The sequence below is a fragment of the Croceitalea sp. MTPC6 genome (assembly GCF_036985525.1).
Classification (GTDB): Bacteria; Bacteroidota; Bacteroidia; order Flavobacteriales; family Flavobacteriaceae; genus Croceitalea.
The window spans coordinates 1-15,702 of the sequence record NZ_BTGR01000007.1 but is presented as its reverse complement, the minus strand read 5'-3'; the positions used below and the strand labels follow the sequence as shown (position 1 = coordinate 15,702).

15 protein-coding genes are annotated in these 15,702 nt (G+C 35.1%); 8 read left to right on the top strand and 7 right to left on the bottom strand.

The window, feature by feature from the left end; all coding sequences use genetic code 11:
- From AACP56_RS12950 to AACP56_RS12940, 3 genes are all read right to left on the bottom strand, one after another.
- Window positions 1-2,058 (bottom strand): DUF3883 domain-containing protein, encoded by a 2,058-nt coding sequence (locus AACP56_RS12950; protein ID WP_339335247.1) that lies wholly within the window; start codon window positions 2,056-2,058, stop codon window positions 1-3.
- A 262-nt stretch (window positions 2,059-2,320) separates the two neighbouring features.
- Window positions 2,321-3,418, bottom strand: a complete 1,098-nt coding sequence (locus AACP56_RS12945) for a hypothetical protein (RefSeq protein ID WP_339335249.1) — start codon at window positions 3,416-3,418, stop codon at window positions 2,321-2,323.
- Window position 3,419: 1 nt separating this feature from the next.
- Entirely contained in the window at window positions 3,420-4,295 is an 876-nt protein-coding gene (locus tag AACP56_RS12940) for an RNA polymerase sigma factor (protein ID WP_339335251.1), read from the bottom strand.
- A 115-nt stretch (window positions 4,296-4,410) separates the two neighbouring features.
- Between AACP56_RS12940 and AACP56_RS12935 the strand changes: the two genes are divergently transcribed.
- On the top strand, window positions 4,411-4,809 hold the full coding sequence (locus tag AACP56_RS12935; RefSeq protein WP_339335253.1) for a helix-turn-helix domain-containing protein: 399 nt from the start codon (window positions 4,411-4,413) through the stop codon (window positions 4,807-4,809).
- Window positions 4,810-5,104: 295 nt separating this feature from the next.
- Window positions 5,105-5,572 carry a hypothetical protein gene (locus AACP56_RS12930; protein WP_339335255.1) on the top strand — a complete coding sequence of 156 codons (468 nt, stop codon included), beginning with the start codon at window positions 5,105-5,107 and terminating at the stop codon, window positions 5,570-5,572.
- 344 nt (window positions 5,573-5,916) lie between these two features.
- Here the strand turns inward: AACP56_RS12930 and mobB are convergent, their stop codons facing one another.
- From mobB to AACP56_RS12910, 4 genes are all read right to left on the bottom strand, one after another.
- Window positions 5,917-6,939, bottom strand: a complete 1,023-nt coding sequence (mobB, locus tag AACP56_RS12925; protein WP_339335257.1) for a MobB family relaxase — start codon at window positions 6,937-6,939, stop codon at window positions 5,917-5,919.
- Between the two features lie 5 nt (window positions 6,940-6,944).
- Window positions 6,945-7,529: a BfmA/BtgA family mobilization protein gene (locus AACP56_RS12920; protein ID WP_339335259.1), complete on the bottom strand. Its 585-nt coding sequence runs from the start codon at window positions 7,527-7,529 to the stop codon at window positions 6,945-6,947.
- Window positions 7,530-7,792: 263 nt separating this feature from the next.
- Window positions 7,793-9,031: a site-specific integrase gene (locus tag AACP56_RS12915; protein WP_339335261.1), complete on the bottom strand. Its 1,239-nt coding sequence runs from the start codon at window positions 9,029-9,031 to the stop codon at window positions 7,793-7,795.
- Between the two features lie 388 nt (window positions 9,032-9,419).
- Window positions 9,420-9,794 carry a hypothetical protein gene (locus AACP56_RS12910; protein ID WP_339335263.1) on the bottom strand — a complete coding sequence of 125 codons (375 nt, stop codon included), beginning with the start codon at window positions 9,792-9,794 and terminating at the stop codon, window positions 9,420-9,422.
- A 64-nt stretch (window positions 9,795-9,858) separates the two neighbouring features.
- On the opposite strand from AACP56_RS12910, the gene xerA reads away from it, so the two are divergent.
- From xerA to AACP56_RS12880, 6 genes are all read left to right on the top strand, one after another.
- Window positions 9,859-10,986 (top strand): site-specific tyrosine recombinase/integron integrase, encoded by a 1,128-nt coding sequence (gene xerA, locus AACP56_RS12905; protein WP_339335265.1) that lies wholly within the window; start codon window positions 9,859-9,861, stop codon window positions 10,984-10,986.
- A 69-nt stretch (window positions 10,987-11,055) separates the two neighbouring features.
- Window positions 11,056-12,201, top strand: a complete 1,146-nt coding sequence (locus AACP56_RS12900; RefSeq protein ID WP_178988227.1) for a DUF3800 domain-containing protein — start codon at window positions 11,056-11,058, stop codon at window positions 12,199-12,201.
- A 242-nt stretch (window positions 12,202-12,443) separates the two neighbouring features.
- Window positions 12,444-12,899 (top strand): membrane lipoprotein lipid attachment site-containing protein, encoded by a 456-nt coding sequence (locus AACP56_RS12895; protein WP_339335270.1) that lies wholly within the window; start codon window positions 12,444-12,446, stop codon window positions 12,897-12,899.
- 349 nt (window positions 12,900-13,248) lie between these two features.
- Window positions 13,249-13,989, top strand: coding sequence for a DUF6090 family protein (locus AACP56_RS12890; RefSeq protein WP_339335272.1), 741 nt, complete (start codon window positions 13,249-13,251; stop codon window positions 13,987-13,989).
- 205 nt (window positions 13,990-14,194) lie between these two features.
- Entirely contained in the window at window positions 14,195-14,899 is a 705-nt protein-coding gene (locus AACP56_RS12885) for a hypothetical protein (protein ID WP_339335274.1), read from the top strand.
- A gap of 2 nt (window positions 14,900-14,901) precedes the next feature.
- The gene (locus tag AACP56_RS12880) at window positions 14,902-15,663 is read left to right on the top strand and encodes a DUF6090 family protein (protein ID WP_339335276.1); all 762 of its coding nucleotides are present in this window, start codon (window positions 14,902-14,904) and stop codon (window positions 15,661-15,663) included.
- The last annotated feature ends 39 nt before the right edge of the window (window positions 15,664-15,702 follow it).

Genomic DNA, 15,702 nt, shown 5'->3' with positions numbered 1-15,702 from the left:
TTAAAATATTATTTGGTTTATTTCCTTTAGTTCATCATAGTAGGTACCGCAAAACCATGACCATCTTTCACATTTCTTTTCAAAAGAAAGTGTTTGTATTGGGTTTGGCACAAACTTGATTTGGAAATCTTCATTATTGACAACCAGAGCAATGTAATACTGCTCACCGTAATTATGCGCACTGGAATATTCATTATTACTAATTTTAAAAGGTTCAATGAATGAATTAACACTTTTAACTTCAATATAAATCCTCTTCCCATTTTGTAACATTAACTCTAAATCATAACCCAAATTTGCTTCTGTTACATCTTTAACTGAAAGTGAAATATTGAGTGATTTAAGATACTCTTGTACATTTTTTTCTGCGCTTCTCCATTTTTTTATTGCCGGTTCTGTTTTGAAATTAGAATTCAGTTGATTAGTAGTTAAGGCTTCTTCAGTCTCATTGTTTAAAGTTAAAGCCGTTTCTGAATTGCTCTTTGTCTGTTGTATTTCAGGAATGATTTCTAACTTTCTATAAAACAAGTTTAAATCTGCTTGATCAACATTATTATTTAAATATTCTTTGAATTCCTTTTTAAGAGTGTTTGCATCTGTAATTTTTCTGGCTGTGACAATTTCATCATTTAATGGGAATAGTTTCAATTTCATTAGCTGTTCAATCTTGTCAGAGTCCAAGTCGTAACGATATTGTTTTATTATTTTCTCAAATATCTGAGCGTATCCTAAATTTGAAAAGATGGAATCATTGAGCCTATATAGGACTTCTTCTAGATTTAGTGTTTTAACACCAATGGATTTTAGGAAAGTAAATAATTCAGGATAAGTAGTTATCAACGACTTTTTTATCGGAACTAAATCATTCCATGATAAATTCTCATAATCTTCAAAATTCAACCAATCAGGTTTTATCCTATATGACGAAAATTCCACCCTATTGCCCTGGTCACTTGGAACCTTTGAAGTATAAAGGATTTCTTGCAGTTCTTTAAATAAGAGCAGTTTAAATTGACTCGATTCTATAACGTTTATGTTTACAAAAGGAGTGAAAAACCCTTCTCGAGTTAAATCACCACCAAGAATAGATATTATAGATTTGGCTATTATGGAGACTGCTTTTTTGAAAGAGTTTTTAGACTGCTCATCAAAATCTATTGATTTACGGGAAGGGTCAGTTGAGTAATCACCGTTAATTTTTATGAAAGCACCGGAAAACTCTTTAGTTGGTGTAAAAGAATGTATTACTGATTCAACTGGGCTTGCTGGAATAATTGAATCACCTTCTTTTTTAAAGGCTATCAAATCAATTTCATTTAACCCTAAGGAGTTTACTTCCCATTTGTCTTTAAATTCAGCCTCATTTATACTTATAATTCTTCGAAGGCCCACAGTCTTATGCTCTACACGGATTTTCCTATTAACATTTTTATGTAGAATAGAAAGTTGTCTTAAGTTTTTCAAAAAAAGTAATGAACTTCGATCAATACTTGAGAGTTCTTCTTTCGAAATTTCTTCAATGACATCTTGAAAAATAAATACCGTAGTGTAATTGTATTTTTTCTTGATAGCGGTCACATCACGGTAAACTTCATCCGAGATATCTATAGGATGAGGTATGCGAATTAAGGGAACCTCCAAATCAAATTCGAGCACTTTTTGGGTCTTTTGCCTATTAAAAGTAAAACGATAATCACCGCTATCAATGGATACTTTATTGGCAATATTAACAACGGATTTAAAACCAATACCTCGATACCCAATTGTTGATCCTCCCCGTTGTTTATTGGATGAACCACTTCTACACAGGGATTCCAAATCATTGATAGAAAATTCCCTACCGTTATTTCCAATTATAAAACCATTTGAAATATCATGAATCCCAAATAAAGATGCCCCCGCATCATCAGCATTCTGAATTAACTCAATTAATGCTCTGGTTTTATAACTCTCCGCTATATATTGCTCTACCTTGGCAAGATCTCTAAATAGTTTAGGAGCTGTTTTAGCTTCTTTTAAAAATTCCCCTCTTAATTGTTCAACCGACTGTGAATTCATTTTTTCTGAAATCCATTAATCTTAAAACAATAAATATCGGTTTTTAATATAACTTTTGGTAATGCATATATTGTTGAGTTTCAAAAAAATTGATAAGAGTTACCTCATCTATTATTTTATTGTAATTGTATCGGATTATTAATGATTTACTTTGGAAACCACTTAAGGAATAAGAGAGCCCACGCGTTGTATATGCTTTTAGCATTTAGTGAGTGCCATTGACCTCACCTTACGGGTGTACAAGCACCCTCAATCGGTTTTGTTAATCAATTATAACTTCGAGACCTGCTTTCTTGGCTTTATATTTTATTTTGGTCATCAAATCACAATAGCTCCAATTTCTTAATACAAATCCCTCTTCTTTAGCAATCTCAGTTTTTTCCTCCTGATTTAAAAGTATGAGGGTTCCTGCTCTATGTTTAACACAAAAATCAATCAACCTCCGACTATAGACATGCAAACGGTTATGGACATATTTACGTTCCGTTTGACCAAGTCTGTCAACTGCCTTCAATTTTCTTTTGATGCCTTTACCTGATTTGGAATAGGTTGCCCCAATCTTTGCCCGTCTGTGTGCCGATTGTATCGCCAGTCTTCTGTATAAAAATTCTTCCTTTGTACCAATGGTAAGCCTTGCTTTATCAATCTTGACAACAATGGGATATTCAAGAGACAAAGAGGCTTCGGCGATAATCTCCGGTCTTAGGTCATGGTTTTCCTTTTCGATCTCGAATACTGCCAACAAGAAAATCTTGCCATCTTTTAATTTGATGTGTGATGTGCAAAGTTTGGTCTTGCCCTCCACTACCCGCTCCAACAATGTCCGTTTATCCGTAAAATCCCTTCCCAAGTAGGTTTTAAAGGGAATCCGAAATAAACGAAAGCAAAAGGCTTTTTTCTCTTTGTTATAGTTTAATCCACTCATACCCTCCAAGTCAAAAGGGAAGGCCATATCCCTCCTGAAGTTTTTCAAAGACCGTTCGCCGTTCCAATACTGCGATCTGTTCTTTTTAAATGATGAAATCAAGGTCTGGTTCAAATTGGATAATATGTTTGTGGGGATTTCTCCTTTAAAACGATCAGATACCACTCGATAGGTGGTGTTGATCCTGGAACGGTTAAGGATTCCCTGTTCATCTTTCTTTTCATCAGCCAATTTATATTTTATACCCTCTGATAGATAAAAGAATTCCCTTATCATTTCCTGAACATAAAGATGGGTCACTATAAGGTTGGCCGCCCTAAAGCATCGGTTCTGCCATTGGTACAGTTTATCCAAGGCCTCTTTTTTCTCTTCTTTGGTAGGGAGGTCTATCAATATTTGGATCTTTCGAGTGAGTTTTAGCGTTGACTTTTCCATGTTAGGCTGATTGCAATTGATGTTTTGCTTCCATTAACCTATAGGCTATCATGAATTCCTGATGCACCTCCTTTTGGGAAAGGTTAAGTTCATTGGCTATTTCGGAAAAGGAATACCTTAGTTCACAACGCATTTTAAGCACCCTTGTCTGCTCTTCTGTCATCTCGCCAGTAAACTTTATCTCATCTGTCTTGTTATTGCTGGAGTTGATCTTATTTCCTTTATGAAGAATGGTTTTAATGTCTTCAATGGCCTCCTTGATCTCTCTACAGGTTTCATTGATGCCTTTTCCCATTGCTTTGGAAATAGCTTTATACTGAAAACCGTATTTCAGACAGAGATTGATTACGTGCCTTTTACTATCATCCAATAAGGGCAGGACGCGTCTGATACTTTCGAACTTTTCCTGTACTCCTTCCTGTAGTTTAAAATTGGTATTGTCTTCAGCAGGGTCATAACCGACCATATAGTCTTGGTAATTTTCATAACTCTCCAACGAGTGGACTTTCCTGAAAAACTTGTTCCTAGGGCGTGTATAGTATGAAATACACTCCCTTTTCATGACAAACCGCAGGAAAAAATAAATGTGCTTGGGTGATTCCAAACTGTCCCTATTAACCCACAACTTCAAGAATACATCCTGAACCAATGTCTCCACAACAAAACCATCATCGAGAAAGCTCTTTCCCAACCAGAAAATCTGTCTGTGATATTTGGTATAGATTTCCGCAAAAGAGGTGGCGCAGCCTTCTTTTAGGCGTTTATAACATTCTTCTAGATGATGGTGGTTTGCCATACTTTTATTTTTATGGGGTTCCTTGGGGTTAAGAAACTCCTTATTCTCTGGTCCGGAATTTTCCCAAGCTGAAATTTTCATTTAAATTAGTCGTGTAGAAATATGTAGCCCACCATAACTGATTGTAAATTACCAGTATGAGCTTGTATTTTACCAATAGTAGGAAACAACAGAATATTATCAATATCTTTAAGTTATGCCGACAGAGACAAAAACCAATCATATAGGAAGAAAGATTGCGCGAATCAGGGAACTTCGGGGAATGAAACAAGAAACCCTTGCGGAGGAACTGGGAATCAGCCAGCAGAGTGTTTCTTCATTGGAAAAAAGTGAAACCTTAGACGATACGAAATTGGAAGAGGTTGCAAAGGTACTCGGAGTAACCAAAGAAGGGATTGAAAATTTTTCAGAAGAAGCTGTTTTTAATTACTTCAACAATTTTTATGAAAACAGTGCACCACAAGGCAATAGTTTTAATCAAGGGCCATACCCTACTTTCAATCCTTTGGAAAAAGTAGTTGAACTCTACGAGCGTCTTGTTCAAGCTGAAAAGGACAAGGTTTCTTACTTGGAGAAGTTGCTGAAAAATAAATAAAAACTCCAAAAAAAATTTATCACCTTACCTCAATTCTCAAATAGTATCGGAGTTACCTTGTGATTTAGCATTTTTGAACTAATTTGTTTTTGATTGATATTTTCTTCAGGAAGTAAATGTCATTTCGATACTTACGGGTTTAGATCTGATTAGAATTCTAAAACTCGCACTTTGATAAATTCGAATTATCAAATAAAGATTACCCCCTTTAATTGGTTTCATCCCTGTATTGGAGGTATATATGTATCTTACTTCTATATAAATAAGTTACAACATTTAAACCACGGTAACGGATATGACCAATAATGAAATAGAGAAACTGGACTTTGTTCTTGACCTAGTCCTGAAAAGTAAAGGATTTGTTATATCCAATGACTTGCACGGTTCTGAATTCTACAGTGACAACGAAAACGACCGAATGGAATCCGATTTTTTAAAAATGGTATCTGAATTTAAAAGAATTGGAAACGCCAACGTGGTTAATGAAGGAAAGGGACTAGAAAGAAACGGACAGACGGAAAAATTCAAATCGGACGGTGGATTTAAAGAATACTACAAAAATGAACGGACGAAATCCATAAAGGAAACCGAACGGCAGGAGTTGAAGGACGAGATTGATCGACTTACTTTAGAGGTTTTGAAACTTCAAAAAACAGACCTAAAAAATAAAGTTTGGATAGCAATAATATTTTTTATTTCTGGTGCAATATTAAGCAACGTAAAAGAAATTTTAATCCTTTTGAAAATACTACCTCCAGAATAAAAGAAGTTAAATAAAAAAGTATATCATTTTTACAAAAAAATAATAACCAACCTCATTAAATAAAAAGCGTTGTCTAAGCCGTATAAAGACAATGCCCTTATGCGATGTTAGATTAAAGGAAGCGACTTTCTTTGAATTGGCGCACTGTCCTTATACCAACCTTTGGGCTTCATTTGATTAAATCTTGTAAGCTCCCCTTAAAACCAAACTCTTTGAAAATATAAGAACAAATACCCCAAATCTTACCCCCAACTTTTGCGCATGGATCCTATCGGGTTTTTGTAGTGTTCGGGAAGATAAGCGTAAAGCAAAAACACGATAGGGCGCAACCTACTTTCTGGATTTCAGTAGCCCATATCCTCGCCCGTACCCTTTGCCTTATCAATACCCCTACCAAGTGCTTTGATGATCTTGGCCGCCATTTGCACCTTATTGGTCGGTATACTCGGGGCTTTGACCCCCATCGTCTTAAGCAGTTTGAAGGCCATGTCCTTTTCCTTGGTCGGCAGTCCCATCACCTTGGCAAAGAACTTCCCTGGTTCCTTGGTATGGGCCTTTCTCCCAACATAGGATTCCACATAGTTCCGCTTAAAGCCCGTTGTCCTGTCAAAGGTCTTTTCGGCTGACTGGTAAAAACTGTCCCTATCAAATCCTCTCTTGACCGTCTTTCCATTTAATTCAACCTCGGATGCCTTGTGCTTTGCCATAGGGGAAAGTGTATAGGTGTTCGTCACATCCCTTCTACTGACAATGATATGAATGTGGGTCTGTGGCCCCTCTTTTTGCATCCCTGCGGCCACTAGTTGCCCATTCTGTTTGTGCGGGGCCAATCTTTCTTGCTCTTTGATCCTCTTTTCGAGCTGATTTACATTCCCGTTGGATTCGCCACGCTCCACTTTCCGTATCTCGTTCCTTAGCCTTGCTATTTCACCACGGTATGGGGCATTCTCCTGAACCTGTTTGTCAAAGCCCCGATAGGTGCGTTCATGCTCTATCTTGGCGTAATATTTCAAGTTCTCGGCCTTGACCTCTTGGTTCCTATGGAAACTCTTGGCATAGTCCTCCATGAGCCTCCTTGTATATTCCCTGAGCATATTGGGGTCATTCCCAATGGCCTTCAATTCCCTTTGGTTGGGACTGACCACTATGGAATAGAATTTGGGGTCTTTCTGCCTTAACTTGGCCGTATTGGCATCTATTTCATCGATGACCGTTTGAGGGCTTACGCTGTCATTCTTTTGGTCAAAGAATTCTTCCCTTAGTTCGGGCATCCTTTCCTCGTTTTCCTTTTCCAGATAGTCCACATAGTTCCCTACACTGGAGTTGTAGGTACTGCCCATTTTCTGTGCTGAGATGGTAAGGTACATAAGCGTTATTTTAATTGGTATTTAAGACTTTCAAAATCCCCGATGCCCATATTGATTTTTAGATAGGGCTTTCCCATCATCGGCTCCACCTTCTCCACATTTTGGAGCATTTCATTGCAACGCTTTTTATAGCTTTCAAATTCACGGAGTATTCTCTCGTGATCCACTTTCGGAACGGTATTCCTTGGCTCCAAAAAATCCATCCGCTCTTCCTGTATCTTGACAGGTTCACGTTTAGGTTTCCTCCCATCTTTTACATAGGCTTCGTAAAGTATGAGCATCATTTCATAGGTGGGACGGATACTGGTCTTTTCCATGTTCTTTATAATGGCGATGATCCTATCGAATTTTTTCATCATCTGACGCTCCAACTTTTTGAGACTGTCAAGGATCATCTTTGCTCCCTCCCCAAAAGGGTCAAGGTTGTTCTCCTTGAAGTATTGTATCATTCCATCCAATACCTCACTATGGGACTTGCCGAACTTTTTGGAATAACTGCGAAAGCGTGTGGCCGTTTCTTTCTTTACGGTGATGTTGGAATAACCACCTGTTCCTTTCTTTGTTCTGCCATTTGTTTTTTGCTTTTCCATAGGTATGATTTTGTTTTTTGGTGAAATTGCGTCAATTTTTGCGTCAAAAATTTCCAGTGTTTACAGGGCTTCCCAAAGGGTTTACTGTAGATTTCGGAAAAGTCTACTGTAGCCCCTGATTTTGTACAGTATTCCAAAAAGTGTTCAATTAACTGGTTTTCAACTTGTTGAAGACCCGAAAACAACCGTGATGGCGCAATTTGCGCATCACCCTCTTGCTATTCCCTACGTCCCGCAAGCGGGACCGAATGAATACTATCTGATCATCCTTCGGCTGATCGGCTAGTTTGCATATGATCTATTAGGTTTTGCATGTCCTCCCCTATCTTGTGTTCCAGTACTTTTGCATAGATCTGGGTAGTGGACAGTTTGGTATGGCCGAGCAGTTTAGAGACTGTTTCTATTGGGACTCCATTGGATAGCGTTACCGTTGTTGCAAAAGTGTGCCTTGCAGTATGGAATGTGACCCTTTTATGGATTCCACAGGCTTTACTGATTTCCTTCAGATAGAAATTTACCTTCTGATTGCTGAAAACGGGTAAAAGAACATTTTTGATTTTTCTTTCCGAACATCCCTCATATTTCTTGATGATTTCCCTTGCCTTAGGCAGCAATGGTATTTTGAGCCTTTCATCGGTCTTCAACCTCTTTGTGAACAACCAGTCATTTCCATCTATTCCCTTCATAACATTGTCGGGGGAAAGTGATTTTACGTCAATGTAGGATAGGCCCGTATAACAGGAAAAGAGGAAAACATCCTTTGTCTTTTCAACGCCTTGCTTTGTAAAACTGGTTTCTTCAATGAGTCCAAGTTCCCTTTTCGTCAAATGTTCCCTTTGGGCTTTGACAAAATGCAGTTTATAGTTCTCAAAGGGATCCTTTGAGACCCATTCTAACCTGACTGCCAACCTTGACATTTTCTTTAGGCGTTCCATGTGCTTCATGGCTCCGTTATTGGTGCATTTGGTTCGTGTGGATGGTCTGTACTTTCTTAGATACTGCTCAAAGTCGGATAGAAAACGGTAGTTCAACTTTTTGAGCTTTATATCCTCAATCCCATATTCCTCCTTTAAAAAGAGGCTTATACAACGTTCGGTAATATGGTAGTTCTTTCTGGTTCCCGGACGTAAAGAAGTGTGCATGGTTCCATTGTGGTAGGCAATTAATTGCTTCAATGTCTTGCCTCCCTCATCTTCCCCAAAGAACCTTGCCTTTATGGCCAAAGGAGTAATTACCCTATCTTCTGCCATCAATAGCCTATGGGCCTCATGTAAGCCAGTATAAATTTGGTCTAGGTATTTGTTAAGTGAGATAACATAATTGGAATATCCCTTGCCCCTCTTTCGGTTATTGTCCCATAAGTTGGCTTTGATTTCCCGATTTATACTAAAATCGGTGCGCTCACCATCAATGGTGATCCTGCAATACACAATTCGGTTCTCGGATTGAACCTTGTGCTTTCTTGTAAAGAAATTGATTGATAAACGATTGTTTTTCTGCATGTTGTAACGTTTTGAACTGTTAATACTGTGAAAGCCAAAACACAATAAAAATGGTTCTAAAAGTCATTTAAAGTTACAACAAGAACTGTAAGTGTTTGCTCCCGATGGGAACACCCTTGATACGATTTTAAATGGTTTTAAATGAATTCAAACGATACGCTTAAAAACACAAAACACTGAAAATCATAAGATTAACAGTGTTTTGATTTTACTTAAATAAGTTAAGTCGGGGTGGCAGAACTAACCGTTTCACCACAATACGTTAACTAACAGCTTTTTACAGCTTATTTTTTGAATGATTAACCGAACTCTAAACTCGGTTCAAAATAGTACAAATTGATGCAAATTTTATATGCCGTTTGCGTTGTAAATTTATGAAATAAATTGATTAGTTCATATAGTCTTGCCAAGTAACAAGAATATATTTCTCCTTTGTACCTTCTTTCTTTTTCAAAAAGCCGTATTCGTAAACGAATAGATATACATCGCCTTTTTTATTCTTCCAATAATGGGTGAAAAATTTAGGGTTGAATCCCTTATCATTCAATTCAGATTTTCGGATGGTTGTAAAGCCTGATTTATTATAGCGCTTTAATAGTTTTCTATTTGTTTTGAGTTGTTTGTCAACAGTCAAGTAGAATTTCTCCCGCTCTTGACGATTTTCGTATTGACTAATCGATTTGCACTTTGCGGAACAAAATAACTTATCTGATCTTCCCTTTACCAGTGATGCACAAATAGGGCATTTTCTAATTTTAATCATTTGTAAACGTATATTATACGTATAATATACTTTTTATAAAATAAAACTTAACTACTATTGTTATATGAATTCACTCCAATCAATTACTCTTTATCATTTAATGATTAGAAACCAAAAGATGATTGGTATCAAGTTTGCTCCCAATAAGTTAGTACAGAGCTTAATCAAGGGTTTACCCAACCCTAAATGGAGTAAGCAGTACAATATGGCTTATATTCCCAATACAAAGAGTAACCTCGGTCTTATCTTTAATACATTTAAGGGTGTGGTTTGGATAAATTACAACCGCTTTTTAACTAATAAACCGATAAACACTAAAAATGAATGTATTGATGTAGCGTGGTTTAGAAAAAGGAAGACGGTTCCAGAATACAGGCTCTGCCCTGAAGAATATTTGTTGAAGTTAGAATTGAAAAGGTATGCCAACAACACAGTTAGAACGTATGTGTCCTTTTTTGAAATGTTCATTAATCACTACAAGGAAAAAGAACTAAATACAATTAATGAAAGTGATATAAGAGCTTTCCTTCAAACACTTATCCGCAGAAAAGTATCCAATTCCTATCTTAATCAAGCTATTAATGCCATTAAGTTTTACTATGAAGTTGTATTGGGCATGCCTAATCGTTTCTATGAAATTGAACGTCCACGAAAAGAGTCAAAACTACCAAAAGTAATATCGAAAGAAGAGGTTCTATCTACCATAGCATCTGCCAACAATATTAAACATAGATGCATAATAGAGCTTTTGTACAGTTCTGGTCTGCGACGTAGTGAACTGTTAAACCTAAAGCTGACTGATATCGACAGTAAGCGCATGCTAATTAAGGTAGAGGGTTCAAAAGGAAATAAAGACAGGCATACTCTTTTATCCCAAACAGCTTTGGAACATTTACGTATTTATTTTAAAGAGTGGAAACCTAAAAAATATCTGTTTGAAGGTCAAAAAGGAGGAAAATATAGTGCTCAAAGTGTTCTGAAGATTGTTAAACAGGCTGCACTAAAAGCAAGAATAAAGCAGACCGTTACTCCCCATGTAATGCGGCATAGTTTTGCTACTCACCTATTAGAATCTGGAGCTGACCTTAGACAGATTCAAGTGCTTTTAGGGCATGGTTCAAGTAAAACAACTGAGATTTACACCCATGTGGCAACTAATTCTTTTAAAAACATAAAAAATCCATTAGATTAGCGGTATACACATAAAAGAAATATAGTTACTAGTGACTATATACAATTGTTAGCCCACATTTGAGAAACAATGAAGAAAGTAATAGCATTTGCAGACGAATTTGGAAATAACTCTTTTGATTTTGAAAATCAAGGAAGTCATTTCATCATTGCAAGTGTTATAATGAATCAAGACGAATTGAATGAAATACAAATTCAACTTGAGGAAATTAGAAAACGCTTCTTTCAAACGGGAGAAATAAAATCTAGCAAAGTAAAGCATAATCACAATCGCAGAATTCTCATTTTAAGAGAACTTAAAAAAGTTAATTTTTCTGTTTATGCTGTGGTAATAGATAAACGAAAACTATATGGAGAAGGATTTAAATACAAACAGTCTTTTTACAAATACTTAAACGGAATTCTCTACAAAGAACTTTATCGAACTTTTCCACAATTGGAATTGAAAGTTGATGAACACGGTGGAAATGATTTTATGCGTAGTTTCAAAAAATACGTTGAGAAAAATCATATCAGAAACTTATTTGCAGGTTCTGATTTTCATATTCAAAAAAGCCATAATGATTTAGGTGTTCAATTAGCTGATATGATGGCTGGAACTTTAGGCTACATATTTGACGAACTCAAAAAATCTGATAAATCATCCGAGTTTGCCGAATTAATTAATGACAAGCTAATTAGCTTAAATCAATTTCCGAAAGAATATAAATCCGAGGAATTTAGTGAAAAGGAAACGTTTAGTGAATACGATGATACAATCGCAACACTTGGATTGAATAGAGCATTTGACTTTATTGACAAAACAACAGGAAATACACCTGACAATCGTGATAGAATAAACTTTCTTAAACTTTTATTATTGTATCATCAATCTAATCATCCTCGTAAATTCACAACGTCTGCCGAATTTGTTCGCCATTTAAGTGTAAATAGACATAAACCATTGAGTAAAGAACAATTTAGTTCAAAAATTATTGGTCATTTAAGAGATAAAGGAATTTTGATTGCAAGTAGTAGAGATGGATATAAAATTCCAACTTCTGCAAGTGATATGAAAAAATACATCAATCACGGAAAGAGTATCGTATTACCTGTTTTGCGTAGAATTGAGGAATGTAGAAACGCAATTTTACTTGCGACAACAAACGAATACGACATTTTGGACGACCCAGAATATCAGAAATTAAAAGAATTGATAGAAAAAAACGTGGGCTAACACCGTATATAATTTATTGCTGACTTCTTGCCTACTTGCGAAAGTCCTCGCGGACTTTCTTTGTCCGTAATTATTCACTAAATTAGTTGCTTGAAACACGCAACAAACCATATACAACAACGTTAGGGGCAATTCTGAATGACTGATAGGATTTAAGCATAATTATAGAAAGCTTAATTTTATAATAACGTTTGATTACGCATCCATTCCGATTTTCAAGCATCTAATTGAAAAACAGTGTTATGAAGAAAATATTTTTTGTATTATGTGCTAGTCTCATTTTAACAAGTTGTCAAAACGATGATTCTACAACTGAAAATCAGTTAAAGACGATTGATTTTGAAAAGTTTACTTTGAAAACACCTTTGGACTGGAATAGATTTTATCCTCAAGGAACAGATGGCTTTTATGGAGGACTTACTGATAAGAAAGATACTTTATATTTCGACTACGGACCTTTTGCCTTCACATCTTTAGACGACATCCAAAGCACAGAATATACAATTAGTATTGAGGAATTGGTTGTTAATTCATTTGACTCTAAAATCATAATGAGCAGAACGTTGGAAGAAGATAAATTCGCATTAGGGTTCTATACCGTCAAAGGCGATAGTGAAAATACTAACAGTATTTACAGCTATAACATGAAAAACGAACAAACCTTAAGACAGATTTTTTTTTCGCATAAATTTAAATAAACGTTTGAGTTTATCTTATTTACATTCGGAAATCAATCAAAACTGGGATTTTAAGTGAGTGGAATTCTTCCCTTCCGCATTACAGGGGTGTAGGTGAAAAATAAAAATGAACACTCAAACGGAAAAAACTGCCCCTAACATCACCTATAAACAATACTGGCTTCAGGCGTAATCGAAAGGTTTATGTAATTTTATAATGACCGCAAAATCTTATGGATTTTGCTTAGAACAAAAGAATAAATCAAAACAATAAGATTTTGCTATGTGCGTGGCGGAAAGATAAGTACGTGCCCGCCCCGTACTGTTCATAGCCACACCGTTGTGCTTCATTATGACCAACCAATAACCAATGATAAAATTCTTTAGAAAAATCCGTCAAAAACTACTTTCTCAAAATAAATTCAGTAAGTATTTGCTCTATGCTTTTGGCGAAATTGTGCTAGTCGTAATTGGAATTTTAATTGCGCTTCAGATTAATAATTGGAATAATAAAAGGCTTGATAATTTGCAAGCCAAGGACGTAAAATTAAATATCCACAATGAGTTCATTAAGAATCAAAAAATCCTTAATTCGTCTATAAAATTGAACCAAGACGCTTTAGATGCTTGCGCTAGACTAATTGATTTAACCGGCACTGACAAAAGTGACCTTTTAAAATACAATCTAGACAGTCTACTGAACTCTTCTTTGTCCGCAGAATTTTACTTTCCAACGCGTAGTTCTTTGGATAATGTGATACAGTCAGGAACTCTGAAATTATTGGATAGCGAAGAATTGAAAAATTCAATTCAAGACTGGCTGGCTTTGCTCGAACAAATGAAGTCTTACAAAGAAGTTCAAACTGAATGGCAGAACAACCAATATTTGCCCTTTTTGTTAGATAAAATATCCTTTCGACAAATGGATATTTATAATAAAAAGAGTTGGGCAGGAAAATCAAAAATCGACATAGATTATTATCCCACTTTTCAAGATATCAGGTTGGAAAATCTTTTGGATAATAATCTTTTCTTAATTGAATATACTATCGACAGATTGAACGAATTAAATAAATTACAAAATAAGATTATCACTTTAACAAACGACTAAAATAACGAAAGCACAACATCGGCTATAGCAAATGCGGGTTGACAGCTTAAAAATGAAGATACTACAACTAAATAAATTTACGGTAGGCGGACAAAAAAGCGGTTTCAAAATCCCGCACTTGCCATAGCCAGGGCCGTTGTGCTTCATTATGACCAACCAATAACCAATGATAAAATTCTTTAGAAAAATTAGACAAAACTTACTAATGGAAAACAAAACCTCCAAATACTTTAAATACGCTATTGGCGAAATTATATTAGTCATGATTGGTATTCTTTTAGCACTTCAGGTAAATGCCTGGAATACCAAGCGATTATTAAAGTCCAAAGAGCAGGTCTATTTAAAACAAATTAGAATTAGCTTAAACAATGATTTAGAAATCATAAAAGACGTAAAAGAATTTAATGCAAAAAAAGCGTATTACATAGACTCCACCTTTATGGTGTTAGAACAGTCTTCTAATCCTGAAAAATATGTGCCTCTAATTACTGATTACCTTTTTGTAATGGGCGAGTTTAATGTTTTTGAACCTAATAATATTGCTTTTGAAAACATGATAGCTTCAGAAAATATTGATCTCATTACTAACATGGAGTTAAGAAAAAACCTTTCACTATATTATAAAAGAGATTTTGTGAATAGTACCCAAGAACGTATTAAAGAGCAAACGCGTCAATTTGTAGATTATATCACTCCTAAAATAACCAACAGACAATTTGCAAAACAATTTATTAAATACGATTCTCATTTGCCCGATATTTCTGAAACTAAAATTCATAGTGACCAACAAATTTATGCTCACCTACTTATTATGATTTTAAACATGGATAATCATAATGAACTTTTAGATACTACTACTGAAGAAATAAAACGTTTACTAGACTTAATTGATATTAATCTAAAATCATAGGCATGATAAAATTCTTTAGAAAAATTAGACAAAACTTACTTTCTGAAAATAAGTTCGGAAAATACCTGACTTATGCAATTGGAGAAATAATTCTTGTGGTAATTGGAATTTTAATTGCTCTATCTATTAATAATTGGAATGAGCATACCAAATCATTAAAGTTAGAGAAAACCTATTATTGTAAAATTGCCGAAGATTTACAAGTAGATATTAGAAATATCGATAGTTCATTAGTAACTATAGATAAGCGATTGGAAAGAACAGAAAGGTTTTTGAAAAACCTTTTAAAAATCCAAAAGGATAAACAAGTTATTTTCAAAGACTTTATACCAACATTTAGGTATTATAAATTCATCTCAACCAAACCAGCTATTGTAGATATCACTTCATCTGGAAAACTTGAAACGCTTAGAAATCAAACTTTAAAAAACAGAATTTTAAGCCATTACACAGAACAAGACAATGCATTACAAATCATTGATATAAATGACAAAGCGCATATTCAAAAAATTATTGAAATTGAAAAATTTGCCGATTTTGGATTTCAAGAAATACCACAATATCAAAACTTATTTGATGAAGAATTGCAAGAATTATTATCTAGCACTCAATGGCAACAAAATCCCAAGAACGAATTATTTGTAAAGGTTAAGGACGCTATGATTTTAAATATAATTCGAAGTGATCGCGAAAAAGAACTTCTTAAAGTTATTAAAAATGATGCTGAAAAATTAAATGGTTTGTTAATTGAAAGCTGCAATTGATCCGCTGAAATTCTTTGAGAAACAAAAAATAACGAAAGC

Bases quoted from the DNA above. Each gene is read 5' to 3' on its own strand.
- xerA (WP_339335265.1), top strand. From the start codon at position 9,859: ATGAATTCACTCCAATCAATTACTCTTTATCATTTAATGATTAGAAAC.
- AACP56_RS12945 (WP_339335249.1), bottom strand. From the start codon at position 3,418: ATGGAAAAGTCAACGCTAAAACTCACTCGAAAGATCCAAATATTGATA.
- AACP56_RS12895 (WP_339335270.1), top strand. From the start codon at position 12,444: ATGAAGAAAATATTTTTTGTATTATGTGCTAGTCTCATTTTAACAAGT.
- AACP56_RS12900 (WP_178988227.1), top strand. From the start codon at position 11,056: ATGAAGAAAGTAATAGCATTTGCAGACGAATTTGGAAATAACTCTTTT.
- AACP56_RS12880 (WP_339335276.1), top strand. From the start codon at position 14,902: ATGATAAAATTCTTTAGAAAAATTAGACAAAACTTACTTTCTGAAAAT.
- AACP56_RS12935 (WP_339335253.1), top strand. From the start codon at position 4,411: ATGCCGACAGAGACAAAAACCAATCATATAGGAAGAAAGATTGCGCGA.
- AACP56_RS12910 (WP_339335263.1), bottom strand. From the start codon at position 9,794: ATGATTAAAATTAGAAAATGCCCTATTTGTGCATCACTGGTAAAGGGA.
- AACP56_RS12950 (WP_339335247.1), bottom strand. From the start codon at position 2,058: ATGAATTCACAGTCGGTTGAACAATTAAGAGGGGAATTTTTAAAAGAA.
- AACP56_RS12940 (WP_339335251.1), bottom strand. From the start codon at position 4,295: ATGAAAATTTCAGCTTGGGAAAATTCCGGACCAGAGAATAAGGAGTTT.
- AACP56_RS12930 (WP_339335255.1), top strand. From the start codon at position 5,105: ATGACCAATAATGAAATAGAGAAACTGGACTTTGTTCTTGACCTAGTC.
- AACP56_RS12885 (WP_339335274.1), top strand. From the start codon at position 14,195: ATGGAAAACAAAACCTCCAAATACTTTAAATACGCTATTGGCGAAATT.
- AACP56_RS12915 (WP_339335261.1), bottom strand. From the start codon at position 9,031: ATGCAGAAAAACAATCGTTTATCAATCAATTTCTTTACAAGAAAGCAC.
- AACP56_RS12890 (WP_339335272.1), top strand. From the start codon at position 13,249: ATGATAAAATTCTTTAGAAAAATCCGTCAAAAACTACTTTCTCAAAAT.
- mobB (WP_339335257.1), bottom strand. From the start codon at position 6,939: ATGTACCTTACCATCTCAGCACAGAAAATGGGCAGTACCTACAACTCC.
- AACP56_RS12920 (WP_339335259.1), bottom strand. From the start codon at position 7,529: ATGGAAAAGCAAAAAACAAATGGCAGAACAAAGAAAGGAACAGGTGGT.